Source organism: Opitutus terrae PB90-1, from assembly GCF_000019965.1.
In the GTDB taxonomy this organism is placed as follows: domain Bacteria; phylum Verrucomicrobiota; class Verrucomicrobiia; order Opitutales; family Opitutaceae; genus Opitutus; species Opitutus terrae.
The window spans coordinates 5870988-5891570 of the sequence record NC_010571.1 but is presented as its reverse complement, the minus strand read 5'-3'; the positions used below and the strand labels follow the sequence as shown (position 1 = coordinate 5891570).

Here is a 20583-nt window from a genome sequence, read left to right as displayed (position 1 = left end):
TCAATGCCCGCAATTTCCGTAACTGTCACATCCGGGGCGGAACGGGCTGCGCGAGGCGGTGCAGCAGCGCGTCCGCGATCGTGCGAAAGGTCTGGCCGGCCGCGCTGTCCGGCGCCTGCACGACCACGGGCCGGCCCGCGTCGCCGCCCTCGCGAATCGCGGTGATCAACGGCACGCGGCCCAGCAGCGTCGTGCCGAGCTTCTCCGCCGTGATGATGCCGCCACCACTGCCGAACACCTCGTGCTGTCCGCCGGCGGGATCGAGGAAGTAGCTCATGTTCTCCGCGACGCCGAGCAGCGGCACGTTAACCTTCTGAAACATCAGCCCGCCCTTGCGCGCGACATTGGTCGCCGCGGGTTGCGGCGTGGTGACGATGATCGCGCCGTCGAGCGGCAGGGTTTGCACGAGCGAGAGCTGGGCATCGCCCGTGCCGGGCGGCAGGTCGACGAGCAGCACGTCGAGTTCGCCCCACTTCACGTTCTGCACGAACTGCTGGACGGTTTTCATGATCATCGGCCCGCGCCAGACCACCGGCGTGTCGTCGTCCACCAGAAAGCCCATGCTCATCACCTTCACGCCGTGGCGCTCCATCGGCACCAGCATCGCGTCGGCGCCTTCGCCTTCGATCTCCGGTCGGCCGTCGAGCCCCATCATCAGCGGCACACTCGGGCCGTAGATGTCGCAGTCCATCAAGCCCACGCGCCCCGGCCGGCCCTGCGCGGCGAGGAGTTGGGCAAGCGCGCAGGCAAGATTCACCGCGAAGGTGCTCTTGCCCACGCCGCCTTTGCCGGAACCGATCGCGACCGCGTGGCGGATCGTGCGTGCGCCGGCCGCCGTGGCTCCGGGCTGGTTGGCGGGAGTCGCCGGCGCACGGGTCGCGGTCACGGCAACGTCGATGATCGTGTCCTTCACGCCGGGCAGCGCGCGCAGGCAATGATCCACCTCCTTCTTCAGATGCAGCGGCACCTTCGGGTCGCTGGTCGTGATCGCGAGCGAGACTTTGGCCGTGCCGTCCACCAGCGCGGCGCTGCGCACGAGTCCGAACGAGACGATGTCACGGCTGAAACCCGGATATTTAACCTGCTTGAGATGCTCTTTGATTTGCTCGGAGGTCACGGCGGAGAAAAAGAAGGTGGAAAAGGAAATAGAGTTGTTATGCCGGATGGGCGTGTAAATAGAAATGCCCTTGGGCTCAGTCCTGTTCATGGGTAAGCCCAAGTATTCTCCCATGCAAAAATTTCTCCGCCTTGCCTTGCTCTTCACGGCGTTGCTCTCGCCCGTTTTCGCGCAGCGTGACATCGGTTACGTCGACGTCGTCGCCGAAAAGAACACGCTGCCGGTGCGCGTGTCGGCCAACGAGCCGGAACTCAACCGACTCGCGCTGCAGGCGTTCGGCGCCCACGGGCGCTATCGCGTGACGGCGAGCAGCTATCAGTTCGACATCCGGTTCTCGGTGGTCACGGCCAATCAGGTGCGCGTCGATATCACCCGTGGCAGCGGCGGCACGCCGGTGGCGTCGCAGGTGTTCTCGGGGGCGAACGCCCGGCAGGCGCTGTTGCACGCGGCCGATTTCGCCGTCGAGCAGACGAACGGGATGGGCCTGAAGGGCTTCTTCACCGCTCAACTCGCGTTTATCGGCGAGCGGACCGGCAAGAAGGAGGTCTACACCGCGGACCTGTTCTTCGGCGGGGCCAAGCAGATCACCCGCGACAACGCGCTCGCACTCATGCCGCGGTGGGCGCCGGACGGCAATCGGCTGCTCTACACCAGCTTCTTCAAGTCGGGCTTCCCGGACATTTTCCAGATCGACCTCAGCACCTACCAACGGACGACCTTCGTCAGCTTCAAGGGCACGAACAGCGGCGCGCGTTTCAGTCCGAACGGCCAGCAGGTCGCGATGGTGCTGAGTGGCGAGGGCACGCCGGAGATATATCTCAGCAATGCCCAAGGCCGGCAGGTGTCGCGCAAAACCCGCTCTGATGCGGTGAAGTCCTCGCCATGTTTTTCGCCCGACGGCTCGCGGATCGTGTTCGCGATGGAGCCGGGCCCACAGCTTTACGTGATGTCGGTCGCCGGCGGCGTGCCGTCGCGAATCACCTCAGGCATCAGCAGGTACTGCGCAGAGCCAGATTGGAGTCGGGCAAATCCCAACAAGATCGCCTTCACCATGCGGGCGGGCGGCTATCAAATCGGCGTGCTCGACCTGTCGACGCGGAAAGGCGCGCAGGTTTCGAAAGCGCCGTTCGACGGGATCGAGCCCAGCTGGCTGGCGGACGGCCGCCACCTCGTTTACACGGCCCGCGACCGCCGCTCCAGCGTGATCTGCATTCTGGATACGGAGACCGGGAAGAGCGTCCGCGTGAGCCCGACCTCGTTCGGCAACGTGATGCAGGCGAGCGTCTGGACCCGCTGACAGTGGGACGCGTCATCCCTAACGCGCCGATGATCGCCCGTGCGGAGCGGGAGCGGCGCGTTGAGGACAACGCGCCCTACCTGGCCACTCTCGCGGTTCTTTGTTTCCCGAGGAGCTCGAGTGCTCGCGCACAAAAAAGCCCGCCGGGGACGGCGGGCTCCACTTGAAGTGGGAGCGGCGCGCTGAGGACAACGCGCCCGACCGGTCGCTTACTTTCCGCCCGCAGCGGTGTAGTTCGCCTCGGCGGCATCCCAATCGACGACGTTCCACCAGGCGGTGACGTAATCGGGGCGGCGGTTCTGGTAGTTCAGATAGTACGCGTGTTCCCAGACGTCGAGACCGAGGACCGGCTGGCCTTCAATCCCGGCGACGGCCTTGCCCATGAGCGGGCTATCCTGGTTGGCCGTCGAGCCGACCGCCAGCTTGCCGTCGGCGCCCACGATGAGCCATGCCCAGCCGGAGCCGAAGCGGGTGGCCGCCGCCTTGCCGAAGTCCTCCTTGAATTTCGCGAAGCCGCCAAGCTGGGAGTCGATCGCCGCGGCGAGCTTGCCCTTCGGCGCACCGCCCTTGCCGGGGCCGAGAATCTTCCAGAAGAAGGAGTGGTTCGAGTGACCGCCTGCGTTGTTGCGCACGGCGGTCCGGATCGCCTCGGGAACCTTCGCGAGATTTTTGAGCAACTCGTTGACGTCGAGCGCGGCGAGATCGGGATGGTCCTTCAGCGCATTGTTCGCGTTGGTGATATACGCCTGGTGATGCTTGGTGTGGTGAATCTCCATCGTCTTCGCATCGATGTGCGGAACGAGGGCATCGTAGGCGTAGGGCAGTTTCGGGAGTTCGTATGCCATAAGTAGTGTGCGGTTATCGTTTTCGGAAGACCGCCAACCTGCGCCCGCTCGGCTGGTGCGTCAAATCGCGGCAGGTGTTTATGCCGCGCCCTCGCCGGTCGGCTCGCCCGCCTGGCGCTTGAGCTTGAAGAATGCCTGCAGCAACGCGCGGCATTCATCCTCCAGCACGCCGCCCGCGGTGAGCTCGACGTGATGGTTCACGCGCGGCAGGTCGTTCAAGTTGGTCGCGCCGCCGAGGCAGCCCATCTTCGGATCGCGGACCGCGTAGCACACCCGCTTCACGCGCGACATCAACATCGCGCCCGAGCACATCGGACACGGTTCCTTGGTTACGTAAACCGTGGCGCCTTCGAGCCGCCAGTCGCCGAGCTTCGCGGCCGCCTGCGTGATCGCGAGCATCTCGGCATGCGCGGTGGGGTCGCGTGCTTCCTCCACCGTGTTGTGCGCCGCGGCGACCACCTCGCCGCCGAGCTCGATCACCGCGCCGATCGGCACCTCGTCGAGCCGCCAGGCATCGATCGCCTGATTGAAGGCGAGGCTCATGTAGAACGTGTCGTCGCGCGCGAGCTGGGACGGGAAACGCTTCTCGAACGGGCAGGGCGGGGGAGCGGACATGGCGCAGGCATGTCATTGCGCGGCGGGCGGGTTCGAAGCAATCCATCTTCCGACGGCCCCGCCGGTCGTTCACCGAGGCAGGTTCGAGGAATTTCGGCGCCAGTTGCGGGCGGGCGCATCTCCGTTTCCCGCAAACCCACGGGCGGCACACCTGCGCCACGGGACCTGGGCGTACCGCTCATGGCGGAAAATGAGATGCCGTCCGTACCCTGGCTGGCGCCGCCGGCGCCCGCCGGCAAAAGCCTTGCCACGATCACGCGTTTGCGCCTTACAAGAAATTTTTATTTCCTCTCGCACGAGTCTATGATCCAACGCACTTCCGGTCGGGCATTCGCTCACATTCACCATGGCTGACGGCAACGCGATTGAAGTAGAGGGCCGAGTCGTGGCCGTGCTGCCCGGCACGATGTTCAAGGTGCAACTCTCGAATGGGCATGTCGTGCTGGCGCATATTTCCGGCAAGCTGCGGAAAAACTTCATCAAGATCGCCGCGGGCGACACGGTGAAGATGGAGATGAGTCCCTACGATTTGGAGAAGGCGCGGATCACGTTCCGGATGAAGGAAACGAATCCGAACTACACGCCCCCGCCGCGTCGCCGGCAGTATTGAACCGAGCGCCCGGCGGAGACGGTGCTACGGGGCTCCGATCTTCGGCCGTCGCTGGATCACCGCATTCCGCGCTTCGCTCCGCGGGAAAACTGTTCATCGTCGCAGCATGAAAGCGCCGCGCGCCCGTGCCCAGGACACCAGCCAGGCCCCCCCGGCGTTCGCGGACGACATCGAGGCCTTCCTCGGCTACATCGCGCTCGAGCGCGGACTCGCGGCGAACACGGTCGCCAGCTATCGACGGGATCTCGATCAGGCCGCGACTCACCTCGCCGCGCAGGGCGCGCGCGATTGGCGCGCGGTCACCGGCGAGCAGGCGGCGGGCTGGATTCACTCGCTGAGCTCCGCCTCCTACACCGTGGCAAGCCTGGCGCGCAAACTCAGCGCGTTGCGCAGCCTCGCGCATTTTCTCGTGCGCGAACGATTCCGCGCGGATGATTTCACCGCGCTGCTCTCCGGGCCGAAGGCGAGCCGCCGGATTCCGGGCACGCTGACCGAGGAGGAAATCGCGCGGCTGCTCGCGGCGCCGACCGGCGGCGACGCCCGCGCGCTGCGCGATCGCGCGTTGCTCGAGCTGTTTTATTCGAGCGGCCTGCGCGTGTCGGAGCTCGCCGGGCTGCTGCTGCAGCAGGTCGACCTCGAGCACGGATTCCTGCGCGTCTTCGGCAAGGGCGCGAAGGAGCGCGTGGTGCCGATCGGCGGCAAAGCGATCGAGGCGCTCGCGACTTACCTGACGGCCGGCCGGCCGCACTTCGTCCGCAGCCGTACGGGCAGCCAGCTTTTCCTCAATAAAAACGGCGGCCCGCTTTCACGCGTGATGCTCTGGATGCTCGTGAAAAAATACGCGAAGCGCGCCGGCCTCACCAAGAACGTGAAACCGCACGGGCTGCGCCACTCATTCGCCACCCACCTGCTCAGCGGCGGCGCGGACTTGCGGGCGATCCAGGAAATGCTCGGCCACGCCAGCATTTCGACCACGCAGATCTACACGTCGGTGGAGTCGCAACGGCTGCTGGAGCAGCACGACAAGTTTCATCCGCGCAACCGGATGGTTCGTCCGTGAGCCGACAAAACCCTTGACCGAAATTCGAATCGCGGCGTCGCTACTCGCAGATCGTGAAACTTCGCTTCTTCGTCGCCCCACCGAAGCTCGCGCTTGCTTCCGAGTTGGTCGGCTCTGCGCCGCAGCTGGAAGCCGTGGGATTCACCGGGCTCGTGCAACCACCCGCCGAATCGACGTTGACGATCGATCTCGCCGCGAGCGCCTCGCCTGAGGCGGAGGACGCGGTCAGAAAGCTGGCGGAAGCGTGCGCTGGTCTCGCGCGTGTCGGCGCGAGCGTGCGGTGCGAGCTCGTGAAGGAGCCGGCCGCGGACACCCCCGCCCTCGTGCAGGAAGCGGTGGCGGTTGCGCCTGCGGCGGCGTTTCACGATCTGGACGGCGCACGCGTGCACGAGGCTCTGCCCAAGGTGCTCGCGCACGTGGCGCAACACCGTTGGCCCGCTGCCAGCCGCGGAGTCGCCGGCGAACTCGGCGGCGACGTCGCGCTGCTGCGCGGCAACGCCGGAACCGGCGGCAAGCTCATCGCGGCAGCGCCGGCGCGGGCGGCGCGATTCGTCGCCCTCGACCCCGAGCGCGGTGCGCAGATCGCGGTGGTCGAGCGGCTGCGCGCCCTCGTGGGTGCAGGCGCGATGCCGCGCGCGGTGCAGGCGCACGTGTTCGTGCCGGAAGCCCTGACGTTGCCGGCCCTCGCGCGGCTCGGCGACATCCTGCAGGGGCTCGCAGAAGCGTGCGCGTATTTTGAACTTGGACTCACGGGCGTGCCGCTCACCGGCGGCGCAGAGCTGGGTCTGCAGGTCGCCGCGATCGGCGTGGTGGCAGAAGAGAAGCACGTCACCCGCGCCGTGGTGCAGGAGGCTGGGGAAAATCTCGTCTTGCTCGGCGAAGCGCCGCACGAACTCGGCGGCAGCCATTTCGTCGCAGCGGTGCACGGGCTGCAAACCGGGCCGGTGCCGGAACTCGATCTCGCGGCGGAGAAGCGGCTCAACAAGACGCTGCTCGCGCTGATCAAAGGCGGGGTGCTGATGGCCGTGCGACATGTGGCTGGCGGCGGACTGCTCGGCACGGCCGCAGCCATGTTGCTCGCCGCGCCCCGCGTCCTCGGCGCCAAGCTCGACGTGACGCCGCTCGGTGGCGCGCGGGCGGACGCGCTTCTTTTTGGTGAAAGCCAAGGGCGCGTGCTCGTGGCGGTTGCCGCGAGTCGCGTAGGCACGGTCTTGACCGAGGCGCAAATTCGCGGGGTGCCGGCGGTGCTGGTGGGCGAAGTGACCGAGACCGCGACGCTGAATCTGAAGACGCGCTCGCTCGCCACGGAGTGGTCCGTCGCGGACCTGCGCGCCACCGCGGGCTCCTGAGTTTCTCGATCACGTGCGACTCCTCGCGGCATGGAGCCGCGCCTACTGCTGGAGACACACCGAGCCCACTCTGCGCGGAAACGTTTCACCCGCCGACGGCGGCGGAGGGCGCGCGATCAGTGCGTCGCGAAATGCGTGGCGAATTCCGCCTGCGGCTGATGCACGAGATCCTTGGGGACGGAGCGGCGCAGTTGCGCGCGCGTTTTCGGCGTCACGGCCTCGAGCACCGCGTTGTGCAGTTCCGGACCCGCGGCGAAATCCCACGTCGCATTCGGCCGCGTCGCAAAAAACGTGTCGAGCGCCTGGGCCACATCCCGGATTCGTCGCCGGTGCTCCTCGCGCCGCATCGGCAGTCGTTCATCCACCGACATGCCGGTGCGTGCGGCCGGTGCGCCGGGGGCGACGCCTTGGGGACGGGAGCCTTGAAAACGACCGGCTATGTCGGTGTCGCGATCCGTGTAGCCGGTCACGCCCAGCGGGAAATCGAACGCTCGCACCTCGTCGAAGGCCGGTGTCATTTGCGTGGGTGCTTGTCGCCGCTGGAAGATCCGCAGGTGTCCCTGGTTCGCTGTGACAACGTAGTGCTCGCTCATGGTAAGGGAAAAGGTGGCGGGTTGTGGGGGGGAAGCAAACGGGCGGCACATGCCACCCGCGGCCGGAAGATGCCGGGGCGCGGGCGTTCGCGAAATGGGGGAGTTTCTGGGACAACGCATCGAGCGGGCGCACCCCGCCGCGGGGGATCGTGCGCGTCGATGGTGGTGGGACGCCCCTGGGCCGCTGGGGACGCAGAGCGCCCGCGCAAAAGCGATTTTGAAAACCCGCCCCAGTTCGCACTTGTCCTGAACCTTTCGATTCCCAGAGTGGCGTCCGCCGCTTCCCCCGGCGGTCAGCCCCAGGACTCCATGATTTGCTACATTGCCGCCGACAGCACGACCGCGGATGCACGGGTCGCGCTCACCCCGACGACTGCACAAGCATTGACGAAACTCGGACTCGAGTTGCGCGCGCCGCCTGGACTCGGTCGTGCCAGCCGGTATGCCGACGAGGACTATCGCGCGGCGGGCGTGACGTTCACGGACGATGCCGCGGGCGCGACGGCCGTGGCCGATCTGGTGCTGCGTGTGCGCAAGCCGACGCCCGCCGAGATCGCCACGATGAAGCGCGGGGCGGTGCATCTGAGCTTTCTTGATCCCTTCAACGAAGCCGCCCTCCTGGCGGCCTTCGCGCAAGCCGGTGTAAGCGCGGTCAGTCTCGAGATGATTCCGCGCACGACGCTCGCGCAGAAAATGGATGCGCTCAGCTCGCAGGCGAGCCTCGCCGGGTATGCCGCGGTGATTCAGGCTGCGGCGCGGCTGCGCAAGGCGCTGCCGATGATGATGACGCCGGCGGGCACGATCATGCCGGCACGCGTGTTTGTGCTCGGCGCGGGCGTGGCGGGGCTGCAGGCGATTGCGACGGCGAAGCGCCTGGGCGCGCGCGTGGAGGCGTTCGACACTCGTCCGGTGGTCGAGGAGCAGGTGCGTTCGCTCGGCGCCAAGTTCGTGAAGATCGATGTCGGCCAGACCGGCCAGACGGCCGGAGGCTACGCACAGGCGCTGACCCCGGAACAGATCGCGCGGCAGCAGGCCGGCATGGCGAAAGTCTGTGCGCACGCGGACATCGTGATTACGACGGCGAAGGTCTTTGGCCGGCCAGCGCCGCGCCTGGTCACTCAGGCGATGCTTGCCGGCATGCAACCCGGCAGCGTCGTCGTCGATCTCGCGGTCGACACTGGCGGCAACGTCGAAGGCTCCCGGCCTGGCGAGGAGGTCGTCACCGGCAACGGCGTGATCATCCTCGGCCACGCGAATCTGGAAAGTACCGTCGCCGCGCATGCCTCGCAGGTGCTGGCGGCAAACTATGCGGCGTGGATCACCCATTTCTGGGACGAGACCGCGAAGACGCTCCGGCTCGATCCGAACGACGAGATCTTGAAGGGCTGCCTCATCACCCACGACGGCCGCATCGTTCATCCGCAGTTTGCGAAGTGAGGCGCCGCTCGCGGACGCCACGCCTGAACTCCTCTCTTCCCGCCATGGAACTCCTATTGCTCTTTTTCATCTTCACGCTCGCCGGATTTCTCGGGTTCGAGCTGATCGCCAAGGTTCCCTCGCAACTGCACACGCCCCTGATGTCCGGCGCCAACGCCATTTCGGGCATCACCATCGTCGGTGCGATGGTCGCGGCCGGCGCCGATGACGGGTCGTGGATCACCACCGTGCTCGGCACCGCGGCGGTCACGCTGGCGATGATCAACGTCGTCGGCGGCTACTTCGTGACCGACCGGATGCTCGGCATGTTCAAGAAGAAGGGCGCGGCGTCCGCGGAAACGAAGAAGGGAGGCGTGGCGAAATGAACAGCGAGATCCTCATCAACAGCGCGTATATCGTCGCCTCCTGTCTCTTCATCGTCGGCCTCAAGATGCTCGGCCGGCAGGCCACGGCCCGAAAGGGTAATCTCATCTCGGGCGTGGGCATGCTGATCGCGATCGTGGTCACGCTGCTCGACCGGCACGTGATCGATTTCACCTGGATCATCGTCGGTCTGGTGGCGGGCACGGTGATCGGACTCGCCTGCGCACGGCTGGTGAAGATGACCGCGATGCCGGAGATGGTGGCACTGCTGAACGGGTTCGGCGGACTCGCCTCGCTGATCGTCGGTGCGGCCGAGTTCATGCGGATCCGCATCGGTGAGGTGACGCCCGCGCATCCGGAGTTCACGGCGGCGGCGATCTTCATGGCGATCATCATCGGCGGCGTGACGTTCACCGGCTCGATGTATGCCTTCTGCAAGCTGGCCGAGTGGCTGAGCGGCCGGCCCATTCTTTTCGCCGGGCAACACGTGCTCAACGGGCTGATGTTACTGGTGACGCTGGTGGCCGGCGTCGCCTATGTCGTCTCGGGCGATCCATCGGTGGTGCTCATCGCATTCCTCGCCTATACCGTGCTCTCGCTGATCCTGGGGTGGACGACCGTGATGCCGATCGGCGGCGGCGACATGCCAGTCGTGATCTCGCTGCTGAACAGCCTCTCCGGGCTGGCCGCGTGCGCGGCGGGTTTCGTGATCAGCAACAACGTGCTCATCGTCGCGGGCTGCCTGGTCGGCACCAGCGGCGTGATCCTGTCGATCATCATGTGCAAAGCGATGAACCGTTCGCTCATGAACGTGCTGTTCTCGGGTTTCGGCTCGAAACCCGGCGCGGCGGCGGAAGGCAGCGCGGTGCAGGGCGAGCTCAAGCCGATCTCCGCCGAAGGCGCGTTCTCGGTGCTCGAAGCCGCGCGGCAGGTCGTGTTCATCCCTGGTTACGGCATGGCGGTTTCGCAGGCGCAGCACGTCGTGCGCGAACTCTCCGAGATCCTCGAACAAAACGGCGCCGAGGTGCGCTTCGCGATCCATCCCGTCGCCGGGCGCATGCCCGGACACATGAACGTGCTGCTCGCCGAGGCGGACGTGCCCTACGAGCAACTGGTCGAGATGGACGCCATCAACCCGCTGATGCCGACGATGGACGTGGCGATTGTGATTGGGGCCAACGACGTCGTGAATCCGGCGGCGGCGCGGGACAAGTCTTCGCCGATTTACGGCATGCCGATCATCAAGGCGCATGAAGCGCGGACGGTGATCTGCCTCAAGCGCGGCAAGGGCACGGGGTTTTCCGGATTGGAGAATCAGCTCTTCCTGCTGCCGAATACGCGCATGCTCTACGGTGACGCGAAGTCGTCGTTGCAGGCGGTGATTGCGGAGTTCAAGAGCCTCGCCAGCACGTAGGGCGGCGCGATTTCCGCTCACATCGCTCCGGTCGGGCGCCCACTCGGGAGCGCCGCGCCCGAAATCAATTCGCGGCCGGGGTCGTGAGCTCCGGCACCTCGGCGGCGAACGCGATCGTCGGGTGCACGCCGGGTGCGGTGACGGCGTTGAGCACTTCGAAGGCGACGACCACCCGCGGCGACCGCTGGATCGGCTTCACCAGGATCTTGAGCTGCTGGTGCGCCTTGGCCTCGAGTACGTCGGCGTGGAGGTGGAGCCGATAGGAGCTGGCATTGCGCAGAATGAAATCGGCGTCGCTGCGGTTCGTGATCACGAGTTCGAGCACCGAGGTGTCCGGCAGATAGCGGCTGCTGGTGAGCTGGAGCGAGGCGGCGAGCAGCGGATCCAGCCATTCAGCGCGGCCGACGAGTGTGTTGGTGAACCACACGGCCGTGCGCCGGGCGAGCAGCGCCTCCTTGAGCGCGGCTTCGGATCTCTCCTGCGCAAACACCAGCGTGACCGGCCGGTGTCCGCCGGCGGGCACATCATGAGCCCAGTCGATCAGCCCGTGAATGTCGGAGTTCCCCATGATCGTGAGGTTGCGATCGAGCGCGAGTTGCAGCGATTCGTCGGAGAACTCGTGCTCGTTCATCACCTCGATGCCCTGGATCAGGCCTTCGTTCAGCAGCTGTTCATGAAGCGGCGTGAGCCGCGCGACCCCGTCGGGCGTCTGCTTGATCCACGACGGATGATTCCAAAACACGAACGCGCCCTGGCGCGCCGCCTCGCGAAACGCCGCGAGCGGATCCTCCACCAGCAGTCCATTCACATCCTGCAGGAAGATCGCGTTGCAGTGTCCCGGCGGCATGGCGCGCGTCACCTCCGCGCCGCGGAGCACGAGCACCTTCGTCTTCGCCGCAGCCTCGGTGGCGATGACGAACCCGCGGTTGCGATCGGGATGAGGAATGTCACTGGCATGCGGCTGATATTCGAGGTGGTCCGTGACGGCGATGGCGTCCAGCCCATCGCGCTCGGCCTCCTGCACGCGGATATTCGGCCAGACGGAACCATCGGAAAAAACCGTATGCTGATGAAAATCGCAGACCAGCGTTTGATAGTTGCCGACGTTCGGGAACTCGATCCGCCGCGAGTCAGTTGCCGGGTGGGCGCCGGCTCCGGCCGCGACCAAGCCGAGTGCGGCAGTGTACAAAACGATTCGTTGGAGCCCGCGCGAGGGGATTGCGATCATCGCCCGAGCAAACGCCCCGTGGCCGTCCACCGCAACGGCGATTTGCCGCGTCGACCTTCCCGCGCAGCGGATCGCCGCCTGCCGCCAAAGAGTAACCTAATGGGTTACTTTCTTCGAGAGGATCGAGCGATGAAGAGTAACCCATTAGGTTACTCTTTGGCGGGACGGAAGCCGAGGTGAAGGGCGGGAATACGAAGCGTGAAGAGTGGGAATACGAAGCGCGATCGGGGTTTGTGGTCGGCGGAAAACGAATTCAAGCTGGCGGCTTTTTCATGGACACGCCTTCGCCCCGCACCGCCAGCTCGCATCGCGGCCTCGCCGTGATGCTGGCGGCGCTTTCGGCGGTGGGCCCCTTTGCGATCGACGCGTATCTGCCGTCGATGAAGGAAATCGGCGAGCGGTTTGCCGCGTCGGCGGTCACGGTCCAGCAGACGCTGACGGCGTACATGCTGCCGTTTGCGATCATGACGCTCTGGCACGGGGCGATCTCGGATGCGCTGGGGCGTCGGCGCGTGACGCTCGTGATGGTTGCGCTGTTTCTGCTCGCGTCGGCGGGCTGCGCGCTGGCGTGGAGCATCGAGAGCCTGCTGTTTTTCCGCGCGATGCAGGGGATGACCGCGGGGGCCGGCATGGTCATCGGGCGAGCCATCGTGCGCGACGTGCTCGACGGGCACGAGGCGCAGCGGCTCATGTCGCAGATCTCGCTCGTGTTTGCGATCGCGCCGGCGGTGGCGCCGGTCTTGGGCGGCTGGCTGCACGTGTGGTTTGGCTGGCGGTCGGTGTTCGCGTTTCTCGTACTGTTCACCGCCGCCGTGTGGACGGTGTGCTGGCGCTCGCTGCCCGAGACGCTGCCGGTCGAACGCCGCCAGTCGCTGCATCCGGGCTATTTGCTCGGCGCCTACTGGCAGGTGTTGCGCACGGCGCCGTTTGTCGCGCTGGTGGTCTCGGTCACCTGCAATTTTTCCGCCGTTTTTCTCTACATCGTTTCCGCTCCGGCATTCCTGATGGACCATCTCCATGTGTCTGAAACGGGATTCCTGTGGCTGTTCGGACCGGTGACCGCGGGCCTGGTGGCCGGCGCGTGGACGTCCGGGCGCGTCGCGGGCCGGATCACGCCCGTGCGCACGGTTGGCTGGGGCTATGGGGTCATGGTCGCGGCCGTCATCGCCAATGTTGCCTACCATCTGCTGGAGCCGCCGGCGCTGCCGTGGAGCATCGTGCCGCTATTCTTCTATTTTGGCGGCTCGGCGCTCGCGATGCCGAGCCTGACGATTCTGGCGCTGGATCTTTTCCCGACGCAGCGCGGGCTTGCGTCGTCCTGCCAGAGCTTTGTCCAGACGATGGGCAACGTGATCGCGACCGCGTTGGTCGCGCCGCTGGTATGGGGCTCAGCGTTGACGCTGGCGGTTGGCCAGGCGGTGGTGCTGGCGCTCGGGCTCGCGGCGTTCGCGTTGTACCGGCGAATCCCGTCCCGGGCCCCGGCGATCGCGACACCACCGCGCGCCGCTCCGCACAACGGAACCTGATAGGTTACAGTGTGGCGAACGCGGGCTACGAAGACCGTGGGCCGGAAGCGGCGGATGACGGCGGTGAGGCTTGGGCACGAAACAGCGCGGTGAGGCCGGCAGCGAACGCATCGGGCAGCACGTTGTAGTGATTGCGCGCGGCGAAACGCTGCGAGATCACCTCGAGTTCGGTGAACGGTTGGTCCGCGAGCTGTTGCTCGAGCAACCGCAGGTCGCCGGTCATCGACTCTGTATCTTCCTCGCCGACGCTGAGCACGACTCGCCCGGGCAGAGTGGACTGACGCGAGCGCAGCTGGGCAGCCTGCTCAAGGATCGCGCGGTCGGCCCACCACACCGAAGGCGCACTGGCCAGATGGTGCGTGAAGAATGGCCGCGGCTGAAACAGCGCATGCAGGACCAGCAGCGAGCCGAGCGAGTGTCCCGCGATTCCGCGAAGCCGGGCATCGAGGGCGTGACGGCGGCCGAGCTCGGTCCAGAGTGTGTGGGTCAGAAAGCGCAGAAACGCATCGGCGCCTCCGCTGGTCGGCTCGTCGCCGTGCGGGACCGGCGTGTAGTCGCGCCCGCGGCGGTTGCCGCGCTGCGTGTAGCTCGCCCCGTAACCCACGCCCACGAGCAGCAGCGGCTCGATCACCTGCGCGGCGCGCAGTTGGTCGTACGCAACGACCGCGGGTGCGAACTGGTCGTCGCCGTCCATGAACAGCACGGCGGGCCGGGGGGCGCGCACCTCGCGGCCAGGATCGTCGTGCACAAAGATCCGGTAGTCGGTGGCCGTTTCCGGCGAGGAGAGGATGAAATCGGCGCGCACGCGGTGAAGAAAGGAGGACGTTGGGCGCACGCAAGCCCCCGGATTCCTTCGCCCGTTTGTCGGGACCGGCGCGGCCCGTCGTGGCGCCGGCGGAGTTTTTTGAAATCTGCCTTGGCATCGGTCAGTTCCGCGCGACATTGAGCGGCGCGCGTCCATGGAAAGCATTTCCTTGATTCAAGATCTCGCGACTTTGCTGCTGGCGGCGGGCGTGGCGGGTGCCCTGTGCCGGCGGATTGGATTGTCGGTGATTGTTGGTTACCTGGTGGCCGGTATCCTGATCGGACCGCACACGCCGCCGTTTTCGCTGATCGTAGACGAGGCGCGGATCATGGCGCTGTCGCAGGTGGGGCTGGTGTTCCTGATCTTCTCGATCGGACTTGGGCTGAGCCTGTCGAAATTCGGCCGGATGGGCGCGGCGACGCTGATCGCGACCGGGATCGGCGCATTCCTCGTGCTGAACCTCACGCAGCTGTTGGGGCTGGTGATCGGATGGACGCCGCTGCAGGCGATGTTCGTGGCGGCCATGCTGATGGTTTCGAGTTCGGCCGTGATCGCGAAGATCGTACACGAGTTGAAGCTCTCCCACGAGCGTTCCTCGCAGATCGCGCTGGCGATTACGGTGCTCGAGGACGTGGTGGCGGTGACGATGCTGACGGTGCTCGGCAGCCAGACGCAGGCGGGGGCGAGCGAGGGTGTCGGGTCGCTGCTTGGCGGGCTGGGCGCGTTCGTCGTGTTGCTGGTCGGCGCGGGGCTGCTGTTCGTGCCGCGGCTGCTGCGGCGGCTCGAGGCGCGGGCGGACCCGGAGATGCAGACGATCATCGTGGCGGGCGTGTTGTGCCTGCTCGCGCTGGCGGCGGCGGCGGCCGGCTACTCGACGGCCCTGGGCGCGTTTTTGTTTGGCGCGCTGGTGGCGGAGATTCCGCAGAAGCGCGGTGTGGAGACCTCGTTTGCGGGGATCCGCGACCTGTTCAGCAGCGTGTTCTTCGTCTCGATCGGCATGATGATCGATGTGCGGCTGATGCTCGACGTCTGGCCGCTCACGCTCGGGCTGGCGGCCTTCGCGTTGATCGCGCGGCCGATCGCGGTGGGCATCGCGATGGTCTTGGTGGGCATGCCGCCGGACGAGGCGCGGCGGGCGAGCCTGCTGCTGACGCCGTTGGGCGAGTTTTCCTTCATCATCGCGCAGCTGGGGGTGAGCACGGCGGTGCTGCCGTCGTCGTTTTATCCCGTGGCCGTGGGCGCCTCGATCCTGACGGTGTTGGCGACGCCGCTGTTGGGTCGGCATCGGGACAGGATCCTGCAGTTGATGGATCGCTGGGAGCCGCGCTGGTTCAAGCGCACGATCGACGCGTATCACGGCTGGATGCAACAATTGCGCGAGCGGCCGGACACCGGGCTGACGTGGCGGCTGGTGCGCGGCCGGCTCGTGCAGATTTTCCTGGAGGTGCTGTTCGTCAGCGGCGTGTTGATTTATTCGCGGCAGCTCTTGCACGCGATCCAGTCGAGCTGGGTCGGGGAGCGGGTGGAAGAGGGCACGCTGGGGTACGCGTTCTGGGGCGTGATCACGGTGGTCGTGTTGATTCCGCTGCTCGCCATCTGGCGGAACTGCGCCACGGTCGCGATGATCCTGGGCGAGAGCATCGAGCGGCGGCGGCTGCCGCGCGCGCTGGTGGAGCGCAGCGTGAAGGCGTTCGCGCTGCTGTTGATGGGCTACTGGCTTTATGCGATCGTACCGCACGATGCGCTGCCGCGCTGGGGCTGGCTGGTGGTGGCGGGAATCGCGGCGGTGTTTGTCGGCGTGTTTTCGCGGCGGCTGGTTTACTGGCACAGCGAATGGCAGAGCTCGATGCGCGAGGTGCTGGCCGACAACCGCGGCAATATCGACGAGAACCGCGCGCTGGCGCGGGCGACGCTGGGCGAGAGCCTGAGCGAGTGGAATCTCAACCTTTCCGAAGTGGTCGTGCCGGACACCGCAACGTATGCCGGGCAGACGCTCGCGGAGCTGTCGATCCCGGCGCGCACCGGTTGCTCGGTGGTGGAGATCGAGCGGAATGGCTATCCGATCCCGTCGCCGGGCCCGGGCCTGGCGGTGTTTGCCGGGGACAAGCTGCTGCTTCTGGGTGACGCGGCGCAGCTGGCGTCGGCCAGCAAGGTGCTGAGCGCCGCCCAACCGCGACCGCACGACGCGGAAGGGTTCGAGGCGGCGATTCTCGAAACGTGCCGGGTGTCAGCACATCGCGCCGGGCAGACGCTGGCCGAGCTGAATATCGCCCGGCGCACGGGCGTGCGGGTGGTGGGCATTCAGCGCGGCGAGCAGCGGATCTTGAATCCCACCGCGCAGGAACGACTCGAGGAAGGCGATGGGCTGCTGGTGATCGGCACGCTCACGAAGATCCGGGAGTTTCGCCGCTGGTTTGCCGGCACGGGCGAGCCGCGGGCGGCGGCGTGAGGCGAGCGCTTTTCGCCCTTGCGCTGCGCGAGGTAGCCCGCATGGTCCGCCTCGGCCAGGTGCCATGCATGGGCAGACGCGTGAACTCCGCCAGGACCGGAAGGTAGCAACGGCAACGACGTTCTCCCAGTGCCGTGGAGTGCCTGGCCACTTTTTTTTCCGCGCGGGGCGCGGCAAAAGTCGCGAGATGAGCGTTGAGAGTTGAGAGAAATCGGGTCCGGATCGATTCGGCTTTTGACTCTCAACTCTCAGCTCTCAACTCTCAACGCGCTTTGTCCTCCACCGGCTACCAAGTCATCGCCCGCAAGTGGCGGCCGCAGACGTTCGACGACGTCGTCGGGCAGGATCATGTCGTGCGCACGCTGAAAAATGCGATCGCCCGCAATCGGATCGCCCACGCCTATCTGTTCGTGGGGCCGCGTGGCACGGGCAAGACCTCGACGGCGCGGATTTTCGCCAAGGCGCTGAACTGCACCGACGGTCCCAAGGCGGATTTCGATCCCAACGATCCGGCCTGCAAGGCGATCGCCGAGGGCTCGCACCTCGACGTCATCGAGATAGACGGCGCCTCCAACAACGGCGTCGACCAGGTGCGCGACCTGCGCGACACGGTGCAGTACGCGCCGGCGCAGGGCCGCTACAAAGTCTACATCATCGACGAGGTGCACATGCTCTCGGCGGCGGCGTTCAACGCGCTGCTCAAGACGCTCGAAGAGCCGCCGGGGCACGTGAAGTTCGTGTTCGCCACGACCGATCCGCAGAAGGTGCTGCCGACGATCATTTCACGATGCCAGCGGTTCGACCTGAAACCGATCCCGCCGGACCTGATCATCGCGCGGCTGAAACAGATTGCCGCGTCCGAGAAAATCACGATCAGCGCGGCGGCGCTGGAGTGCATCGCGCGGATGGCCGACGGTGGGATGCGCGATGCGCAATCGATCCTCGACCAGATGATTTCGTTCTGCGGTACCGACATCTCGGAAGCGGACGTGCTCGACGTTTACGGACTCGTGTCGGCGGAAAAAATCGCCGAGCTCGCCGGCGCGCTCGCGGCGGGGGATCACCGGAAGATCGTGGCGATCGTCGACGACTGCGACACGAACGGCCGTGACCTGGTGCGGTTGCTCAGCGATCTGCAGGCGTTCGTGCGCGCGGCGTTGCTCGACGCCATCGCGCAAGGCGGCCGCAGCGCGAAGCTCGGCGGCGAGCCGATGACGACCGAGCAGCTCACGCGGATGCTCGACGCGCTGCGTGAAGGCGAGGGCGCGGTGAAGCTCGGGCTCGCCGAGAAGATCAATTTCGAAGTCACGCTGCTGAAAGCGGTGGACGCGAGTCGCTCTCGCGCGATCGACAGCTTGATCAAGGAGCTGGCCGCGCTGGCGGAAGAAACGCCGGCAACCGAGGCCGGCGCGCAGGGGTCCGGAGATCCCGACCTGCAGAACGAAAAAAAAAAGGGCTGATTGATCAATTGGAGCGGCGGCTCGCGGCGACGTTGAGCGCGGCGGCACCGCCAGCGGTGTCGGCAAGCAGAGCTGGTTCGCGGCCGGCCGCCGAGCCAGCGCGCACGCCCAAGCCTGTCGCGCCACCGCGGCTGGTGAGAGTCGAGGAGGCGCCGGCGAACGAACCCACGGATTCCGAGCCGGTAGACGTGTCGCCGAACGCGAATCCGGAAGACACGAACGTCTGGCCCGACGCGGCCGCCGAAGAGGCGTTTCTGGCCGAGGCCAAGTCGCGCGGCGAACCGGTCGTGCGGGCGACGCGAACGGACGACGACGAGGAGGAGAAGCCGGCCAAGCACCCGCCTAAATTGGAGGAGCTGGTGGAGCAGATTCCGGCGGAGACGCGGGAATTGATGGAAGATTTGTTTCGCGCGCGATTCGTGGCGGTGCGGCGCGTGAAGAGAGCGGACCTGAAACCGGAGGAGCAGGGGCGCTGACCGGCAGATTTTCGGAAACGTGGCGCCAGTTTTAGGCCGGCGCGCCGGTCGCAGACTGGCGCACGGCGGCTGATCACGCTGACCGTGCCGGGCGAATCACTCAACCCACTGGTTGCCGGCGGAGGGGCGACCGTCGACGCTCAAGGCGTAGAGATAAGTCTCGATGACCTGGGTGTCGTACGGCTTCAGCAGCGGGACGGGTTCGCGTCGATAGAGCCCTTGATCCACCCCTTCGAGGTAATCGATTTCCGTCAGGCAGGCGTCTTCGACCAGCCAGATTTCGCCGCTGACGCCGTAGCGATCATCGCTCACCGCGACCATGCCGGGAAAACCGCCGAGATTGTAGAGCCGATAACCGGGCACCGTCCGCCCCGGGCCGACGTATTTCTGGCCGGAGAGGAAGGGATGATTGCAGAAACCTCGTTTCAGCGTGCCGTAGACGAAGAGCGGGCGCGGATGGGGTGAGCTCACGGGACAGCAGATCCGAGCATTTCTAGCACAATCGCCGTCGTGTTGTCTCGGCCGGAATTTTGCACCGCGGTCTCCACCAACTGCTGGGCGATCGAGCGCGGCGGACCCTCACCCGCCGGCGCGCGAATGATTTCCTGGATTTCGCGGTCCCACAGGCCGTCGACGATTCCGTCGGAGCAGATGAGAAAACGATCGCCGGGGTGATGGCCCACGGCGCCGACTTGCGGATCGATGAACTGGTTGCCGGCGCCGAGCGCCTGCTGCAGGGCGTTGCGACGTGGATCCGTGCGGGCCTGGCGCTCGTTGAACTCGCCCTTGCGGCGCAGCTTGCCGACGAAGGTATGGTCGTGCGTGACCTGCGTCATCCCCCCCGCGTGCGGTAGATAATAAATCCGGCTGTCGCCGATGTGGCCGAACTGCACCCACTCGGGCGTGAGCCAACACAGGCTCAGCGTGCACCCCATGCCGGCGCACTCCTCGTAGGAAAAACCGAGTTTCAGCAGGTCGTTGTGGATCGCGGAAAAAAGTTCGACGAGCAGATCCTGGAATCCCGTGGCCAGACCGGCGGCCGACAGCCGGAACCCGCGCGGCAGCAGCCGCGTGACGCGGTCCACCGTGATCCGGCTGGCGAATTCGCCCGACTTCGCGCCGCCCATACCGTCGCTGACGGCGAAAACGAAATCGGTGCCGGCGAGCGAAGCCTCGCCCGTCTTGCCGAGATAGCGGACCTCGTGGCCGTCGAAATGGAGCGCGAGAAACGTGTCCTCGTTGTTTTGCCGGTAGCGGCCGACGTGCGTCAGGCCCGACCAGCGGACCGCGGTCGACGAGGCGGGTGAGGTGGCGGCAGAGGCGTTGGACTCGGGCGGGGTCGGCGGGGTGCTCATTGAGCAGCGGACGGTTTCAGCGAGGAGTTTTCGCCGCCCTCGAGCAACGTGGCGAACTCGAAATCGATGATGCAGAAACGGCCGTCGGCGATGCGGTAGGTGATGTTGCGGAGGTCGCGGTCCTCATGCCGCACGCCGTACTTCTCCAGTTCGGCGAACAGCTCCTGCTGCCGTTGCTCATTCATGTGATCGACGCGGCCGCCACAGTGCGTGGTGATGATCTTGAGCTGGGTGGGATCGACCTCGAGCAATCGCGGCACGAAGGTGCATCCGGCGGCTTCGAGGTGGCGGAGGACCCGCACTTCGTGCTCGAACCGCTCTTGGGCGAGATGCCCGCGAAAGGTCTTGTGAACCCGGCCGTCGTAGCCGATGCGCACCAAGGCGCGGCCGGTGTCCTTGACTTGTTCCATGAGGGAGGTGTGGACGACAATTTACGCTGACGGAGCGTTAGCAAGCGTCAGGTGAAGGGCGTCCCCGGCCGCCGGTGAACGGCGGCCCTACGGCTGGCTCAGCGAAGCGGCGTGCTTCGGCAGCCGCGTTCGAAAATGCCTCAATATGCGCCGAGGGGTGGCATGCGAGCTGCT

The 20583-nt window shown here is 66.2% G+C and carries 20 protein-coding genes and 1 other RNA gene; 12 read left to right on the top strand and 9 right to left on the bottom strand.

What is annotated here, in order from left to right; translation table 11 throughout:
• Nucleotides 1-25: 25 nt before the first annotated feature.
• On the bottom strand, nucleotides 26-1117 hold the full coding sequence (locus tag OTER_RS23145) for an Mrp/NBP35 family ATP-binding protein (RefSeq protein WP_012377373.1): 1092 nt from the start codon (nucleotides 1115-1117) through the stop codon (nucleotides 26-28).
• A gap of 112 nt (nucleotides 1118-1229) precedes the next feature.
• Between OTER_RS23145 and OTER_RS23140 the strand changes: the two genes are divergently transcribed.
• Nucleotides 1230-2414, top strand: coding sequence for a PD40 domain-containing protein (locus OTER_RS23140; protein WP_158305519.1), 1185 nt, complete (start codon nucleotides 1230-1232; stop codon nucleotides 2412-2414).
• A 209-nt stretch (nucleotides 2415-2623) separates the two neighbouring features.
• Here the strand turns inward: OTER_RS23140 and OTER_RS23135 are convergent, their stop codons facing one another.
• On the bottom strand, nucleotides 2624-3259 hold the full coding sequence (locus tag OTER_RS23135) for a superoxide dismutase (protein ID WP_012377371.1): 636 nt from the start codon (nucleotides 3257-3259) through the stop codon (nucleotides 2624-2626).
• A gap of 78 nt (nucleotides 3260-3337) precedes the next feature.
• Nucleotides 3338-3874, bottom strand: a complete 537-nt coding sequence (locus OTER_RS23130; RefSeq protein ID WP_012377370.1) for a nucleoside deaminase — start codon at nucleotides 3872-3874, stop codon at nucleotides 3338-3340.
• A gap of 346 nt (nucleotides 3875-4220) precedes the next feature.
• On the opposite strand from OTER_RS23130, the gene infA reads away from it, so the two are divergent.
• The 3 genes from infA (at nucleotide 4221) to OTER_RS23115 (ending at nucleotide 6893) form a co-directional block, all read left to right on the top strand.
• Complete coding sequence (gene infA, locus OTER_RS23125) at nucleotides 4221-4484, top strand: translation initiation factor IF-1 (RefSeq protein WP_012377369.1); 264 nt, start codon at nucleotides 4221-4223, stop codon at nucleotides 4482-4484.
• A gap of 106 nt (nucleotides 4485-4590) precedes the next feature.
• A complete protein-coding gene (xerD, locus tag OTER_RS23120) occupies nucleotides 4591-5544 on the top strand; it encodes a site-specific tyrosine recombinase XerD (RefSeq protein WP_012377368.1) in 954 nt (317 codons plus the stop codon).
• A gap of 53 nt (nucleotides 5545-5597) precedes the next feature.
• Nucleotides 5598-6893 (top strand): AIR synthase-related protein, encoded by a 1296-nt coding sequence (locus OTER_RS23115; protein ID WP_012377367.1) that lies wholly within the window; start codon nucleotides 5598-5600, stop codon nucleotides 6891-6893.
• A gap of 116 nt (nucleotides 6894-7009) precedes the next feature.
• Here OTER_RS23115 and OTER_RS23110 read toward each other — a convergent pair whose 3' ends face one another.
• Nucleotides 7010-7486 (bottom strand): host attachment protein, encoded by a 477-nt coding sequence (locus OTER_RS23110; RefSeq protein ID WP_012377366.1) that lies wholly within the window; start codon nucleotides 7484-7486, stop codon nucleotides 7010-7012.
• 309 nt (nucleotides 7487-7795) lie between these two features.
• Here OTER_RS23110 and OTER_RS23105 point away from each other — a divergent pair, with 309 nt between their 5' ends.
• The 3 genes from OTER_RS23105 to OTER_RS23095 are packed head-to-tail and all read left to right on the top strand — an operon-like array spanning nucleotide 7796 to nucleotide 10700.
• Entirely contained in the window at nucleotides 7796-8923 is a 1128-nt protein-coding gene (locus OTER_RS23105; RefSeq protein ID WP_012377365.1) for an NAD(P) transhydrogenase subunit alpha, read from the top strand.
• Nucleotides 8924-8967: 44 nt separating this feature from the next.
• Nucleotides 8968-9288: an NAD(P) transhydrogenase subunit alpha part 2 gene (locus tag OTER_RS23100; RefSeq protein WP_012377364.1), complete on the top strand. Its 321-nt coding sequence runs from the start codon at nucleotides 8968-8970 to the stop codon at nucleotides 9286-9288.
• A complete protein-coding gene (locus tag OTER_RS23095; protein WP_012377363.1) occupies nucleotides 9285-10700 on the top strand; it encodes an NAD(P)(+) transhydrogenase (Re/Si-specific) subunit beta in 1416 nt (471 codons plus the stop codon). The genes OTER_RS23100 and OTER_RS23095 overlap by 4 nt, the downstream gene beginning before the upstream one ends.
• 64 nt (nucleotides 10701-10764) lie before the next feature.
• On the opposite strand, the gene OTER_RS23090 is transcribed toward OTER_RS23095, so the two are convergent.
• Nucleotides 10765-11928, bottom strand: a complete 1164-nt coding sequence (locus OTER_RS23090; RefSeq protein WP_012377362.1) for an Sb-PDE family phosphodiesterase — start codon at nucleotides 11926-11928, stop codon at nucleotides 10765-10767.
• Between the two features lie 272 nt (nucleotides 11929-12200).
• Between OTER_RS23090 and OTER_RS23085 the strand changes: the two genes are divergently transcribed.
• Entirely contained in the window at nucleotides 12201-13454 is a 1254-nt protein-coding gene (locus OTER_RS23085; RefSeq protein WP_044891979.1) for a multidrug effflux MFS transporter, read from the top strand.
• Between the two features lie 25 nt (nucleotides 13455-13479).
• On the opposite strand, the gene OTER_RS23080 is transcribed toward OTER_RS23085, so the two are convergent.
• A complete protein-coding gene (locus tag OTER_RS23080; protein WP_012377360.1) occupies nucleotides 13480-14259 on the bottom strand; it encodes an alpha/beta hydrolase in 780 nt (259 codons plus the stop codon).
• A 154-nt stretch (nucleotides 14260-14413) separates the two neighbouring features.
• Here OTER_RS23080 and OTER_RS23075 point away from each other — a divergent pair, with 154 nt between their 5' ends.
• The 4 genes from OTER_RS23075 to OTER_RS23060 all read left to right on the top strand — a co-directional run bounded on the left by OTER_RS23075 (nucleotide 14414) and on the right by OTER_RS23060 (nucleotide 18644).
• Nucleotides 14414-16708, top strand: a complete 2295-nt coding sequence (locus OTER_RS23075; protein WP_012377359.1) for a cation:proton antiporter domain-containing protein — start codon at nucleotides 14414-14416, stop codon at nucleotides 16706-16708.
• 53 nt (nucleotides 16709-16761) lie between these two features.
• Nucleotides 16762-16860, top strand: an RNA gene (ffs, locus tag OTER_RS23390) — signal recognition particle sRNA small type.
• A 120-nt stretch (nucleotides 16861-16980) separates the two neighbouring features.
• Complete coding sequence (dnaX, locus tag OTER_RS23070) at nucleotides 16981-18168, top strand: DNA polymerase III subunit gamma/tau (RefSeq protein WP_012377358.1); 1188 nt, start codon at nucleotides 16981-16983, stop codon at nucleotides 18166-18168.
• Nucleotides 18169-18224: 56 nt separating this feature from the next.
• Entirely contained in the window at nucleotides 18225-18644 is a 420-nt protein-coding gene (locus OTER_RS23060; RefSeq protein ID WP_148218224.1) for a hypothetical protein, read from the top strand.
• 96 nt (nucleotides 18645-18740) lie between these two features.
• Here OTER_RS23060 and OTER_RS23055 read toward each other — a convergent pair whose 3' ends face one another.
• The 3 genes from OTER_RS23055 to OTER_RS23045 are packed head-to-tail and all read right to left on the bottom strand — an operon-like array spanning nucleotide 18741 to nucleotide 20409.
• Entirely contained in the window at nucleotides 18741-19115 is a 375-nt protein-coding gene (locus tag OTER_RS23055; RefSeq protein WP_012377356.1) for a gamma-glutamylcyclotransferase family protein, read from the bottom strand.
• Complete coding sequence (locus tag OTER_RS23050; RefSeq protein WP_012377355.1) at nucleotides 19112-19999, bottom strand: PP2C family protein-serine/threonine phosphatase; 888 nt, start codon at nucleotides 19997-19999, stop codon at nucleotides 19112-19114. The genes OTER_RS23055 and OTER_RS23050 overlap by 4 nt, the downstream gene beginning before the upstream one ends.
• Complete coding sequence (locus tag OTER_RS23045) at nucleotides 19996-20409, bottom strand: BUD32 family EKC/KEOPS complex subunit (protein ID WP_012377354.1); 414 nt, start codon at nucleotides 20407-20409, stop codon at nucleotides 19996-19998. The genes OTER_RS23050 and OTER_RS23045 overlap by 4 nt, the downstream gene beginning before the upstream one ends.
• Nucleotides 20410-20583 lie beyond the last annotated feature (174 nt).

Excerpts from the sequence above, each read along its gene's own strand:
- OTER_RS23140 (WP_158305519.1), top strand. The coding sequence starts at position 1,230 with ATGCAAAAATTTCTCCGCCTTGCCTTGCTCTTCACGGCGTTGCTCTCG.
- OTER_RS23135 (WP_012377371.1), bottom strand. The coding sequence starts at position 3,259 with ATGGCATACGAACTCCCGAAACTGCCCTACGCCTACGATGCCCTCGTT.
- OTER_RS23130 (WP_012377370.1), bottom strand. The coding sequence starts at position 3,874 with ATGTCCGCTCCCCCGCCCTGCCCGTTCGAGAAGCGTTTCCCGTCCCAG.
- infA (WP_012377369.1), top strand. The coding sequence starts at position 4,221 with ATGGCTGACGGCAACGCGATTGAAGTAGAGGGCCGAGTCGTGGCCGTG.
- xerD (WP_012377368.1), top strand. The coding sequence starts at position 4,591 with ATGAAAGCGCCGCGCGCCCGTGCCCAGGACACCAGCCAGGCCCCCCCG.
- OTER_RS23110 (WP_012377366.1), bottom strand. The coding sequence starts at position 7,486 with ATGAGCGAGCACTACGTTGTCACAGCGAACCAGGGACACCTGCGGATC.
- OTER_RS23105 (WP_012377365.1), top strand. The coding sequence starts at position 7,796 with ATGATTTGCTACATTGCCGCCGACAGCACGACCGCGGATGCACGGGTC.
- OTER_RS23100 (WP_012377364.1), top strand. The coding sequence starts at position 8,968 with ATGGAACTCCTATTGCTCTTTTTCATCTTCACGCTCGCCGGATTTCTC.
- OTER_RS23095 (WP_012377363.1), top strand. The coding sequence starts at position 9,285 with ATGAACAGCGAGATCCTCATCAACAGCGCGTATATCGTCGCCTCCTGT.
- OTER_RS23090 (WP_012377362.1), bottom strand. The coding sequence starts at position 11,928 with ATGATCGCAATCCCCTCGCGCGGGCTCCAACGAATCGTTTTGTACACT.
- OTER_RS23085 (WP_044891979.1), top strand. The coding sequence starts at position 12,201 with ATGGACACGCCTTCGCCCCGCACCGCCAGCTCGCATCGCGGCCTCGCC.
- OTER_RS23075 (WP_012377359.1), top strand. The coding sequence starts at position 14,414 with ATGGAAAGCATTTCCTTGATTCAAGATCTCGCGACTTTGCTGCTGGCG.
- OTER_RS23050 (WP_012377355.1), bottom strand. The coding sequence starts at position 19,999 with ATGAGCACCCCGCCGACCCCGCCCGAGTCCAACGCCTCTGCCGCCACC.
- OTER_RS23045 (WP_012377354.1), bottom strand. The coding sequence starts at position 20,409 with ATGGAACAAGTCAAGGACACCGGCCGCGCCTTGGTGCGCATCGGCTAC.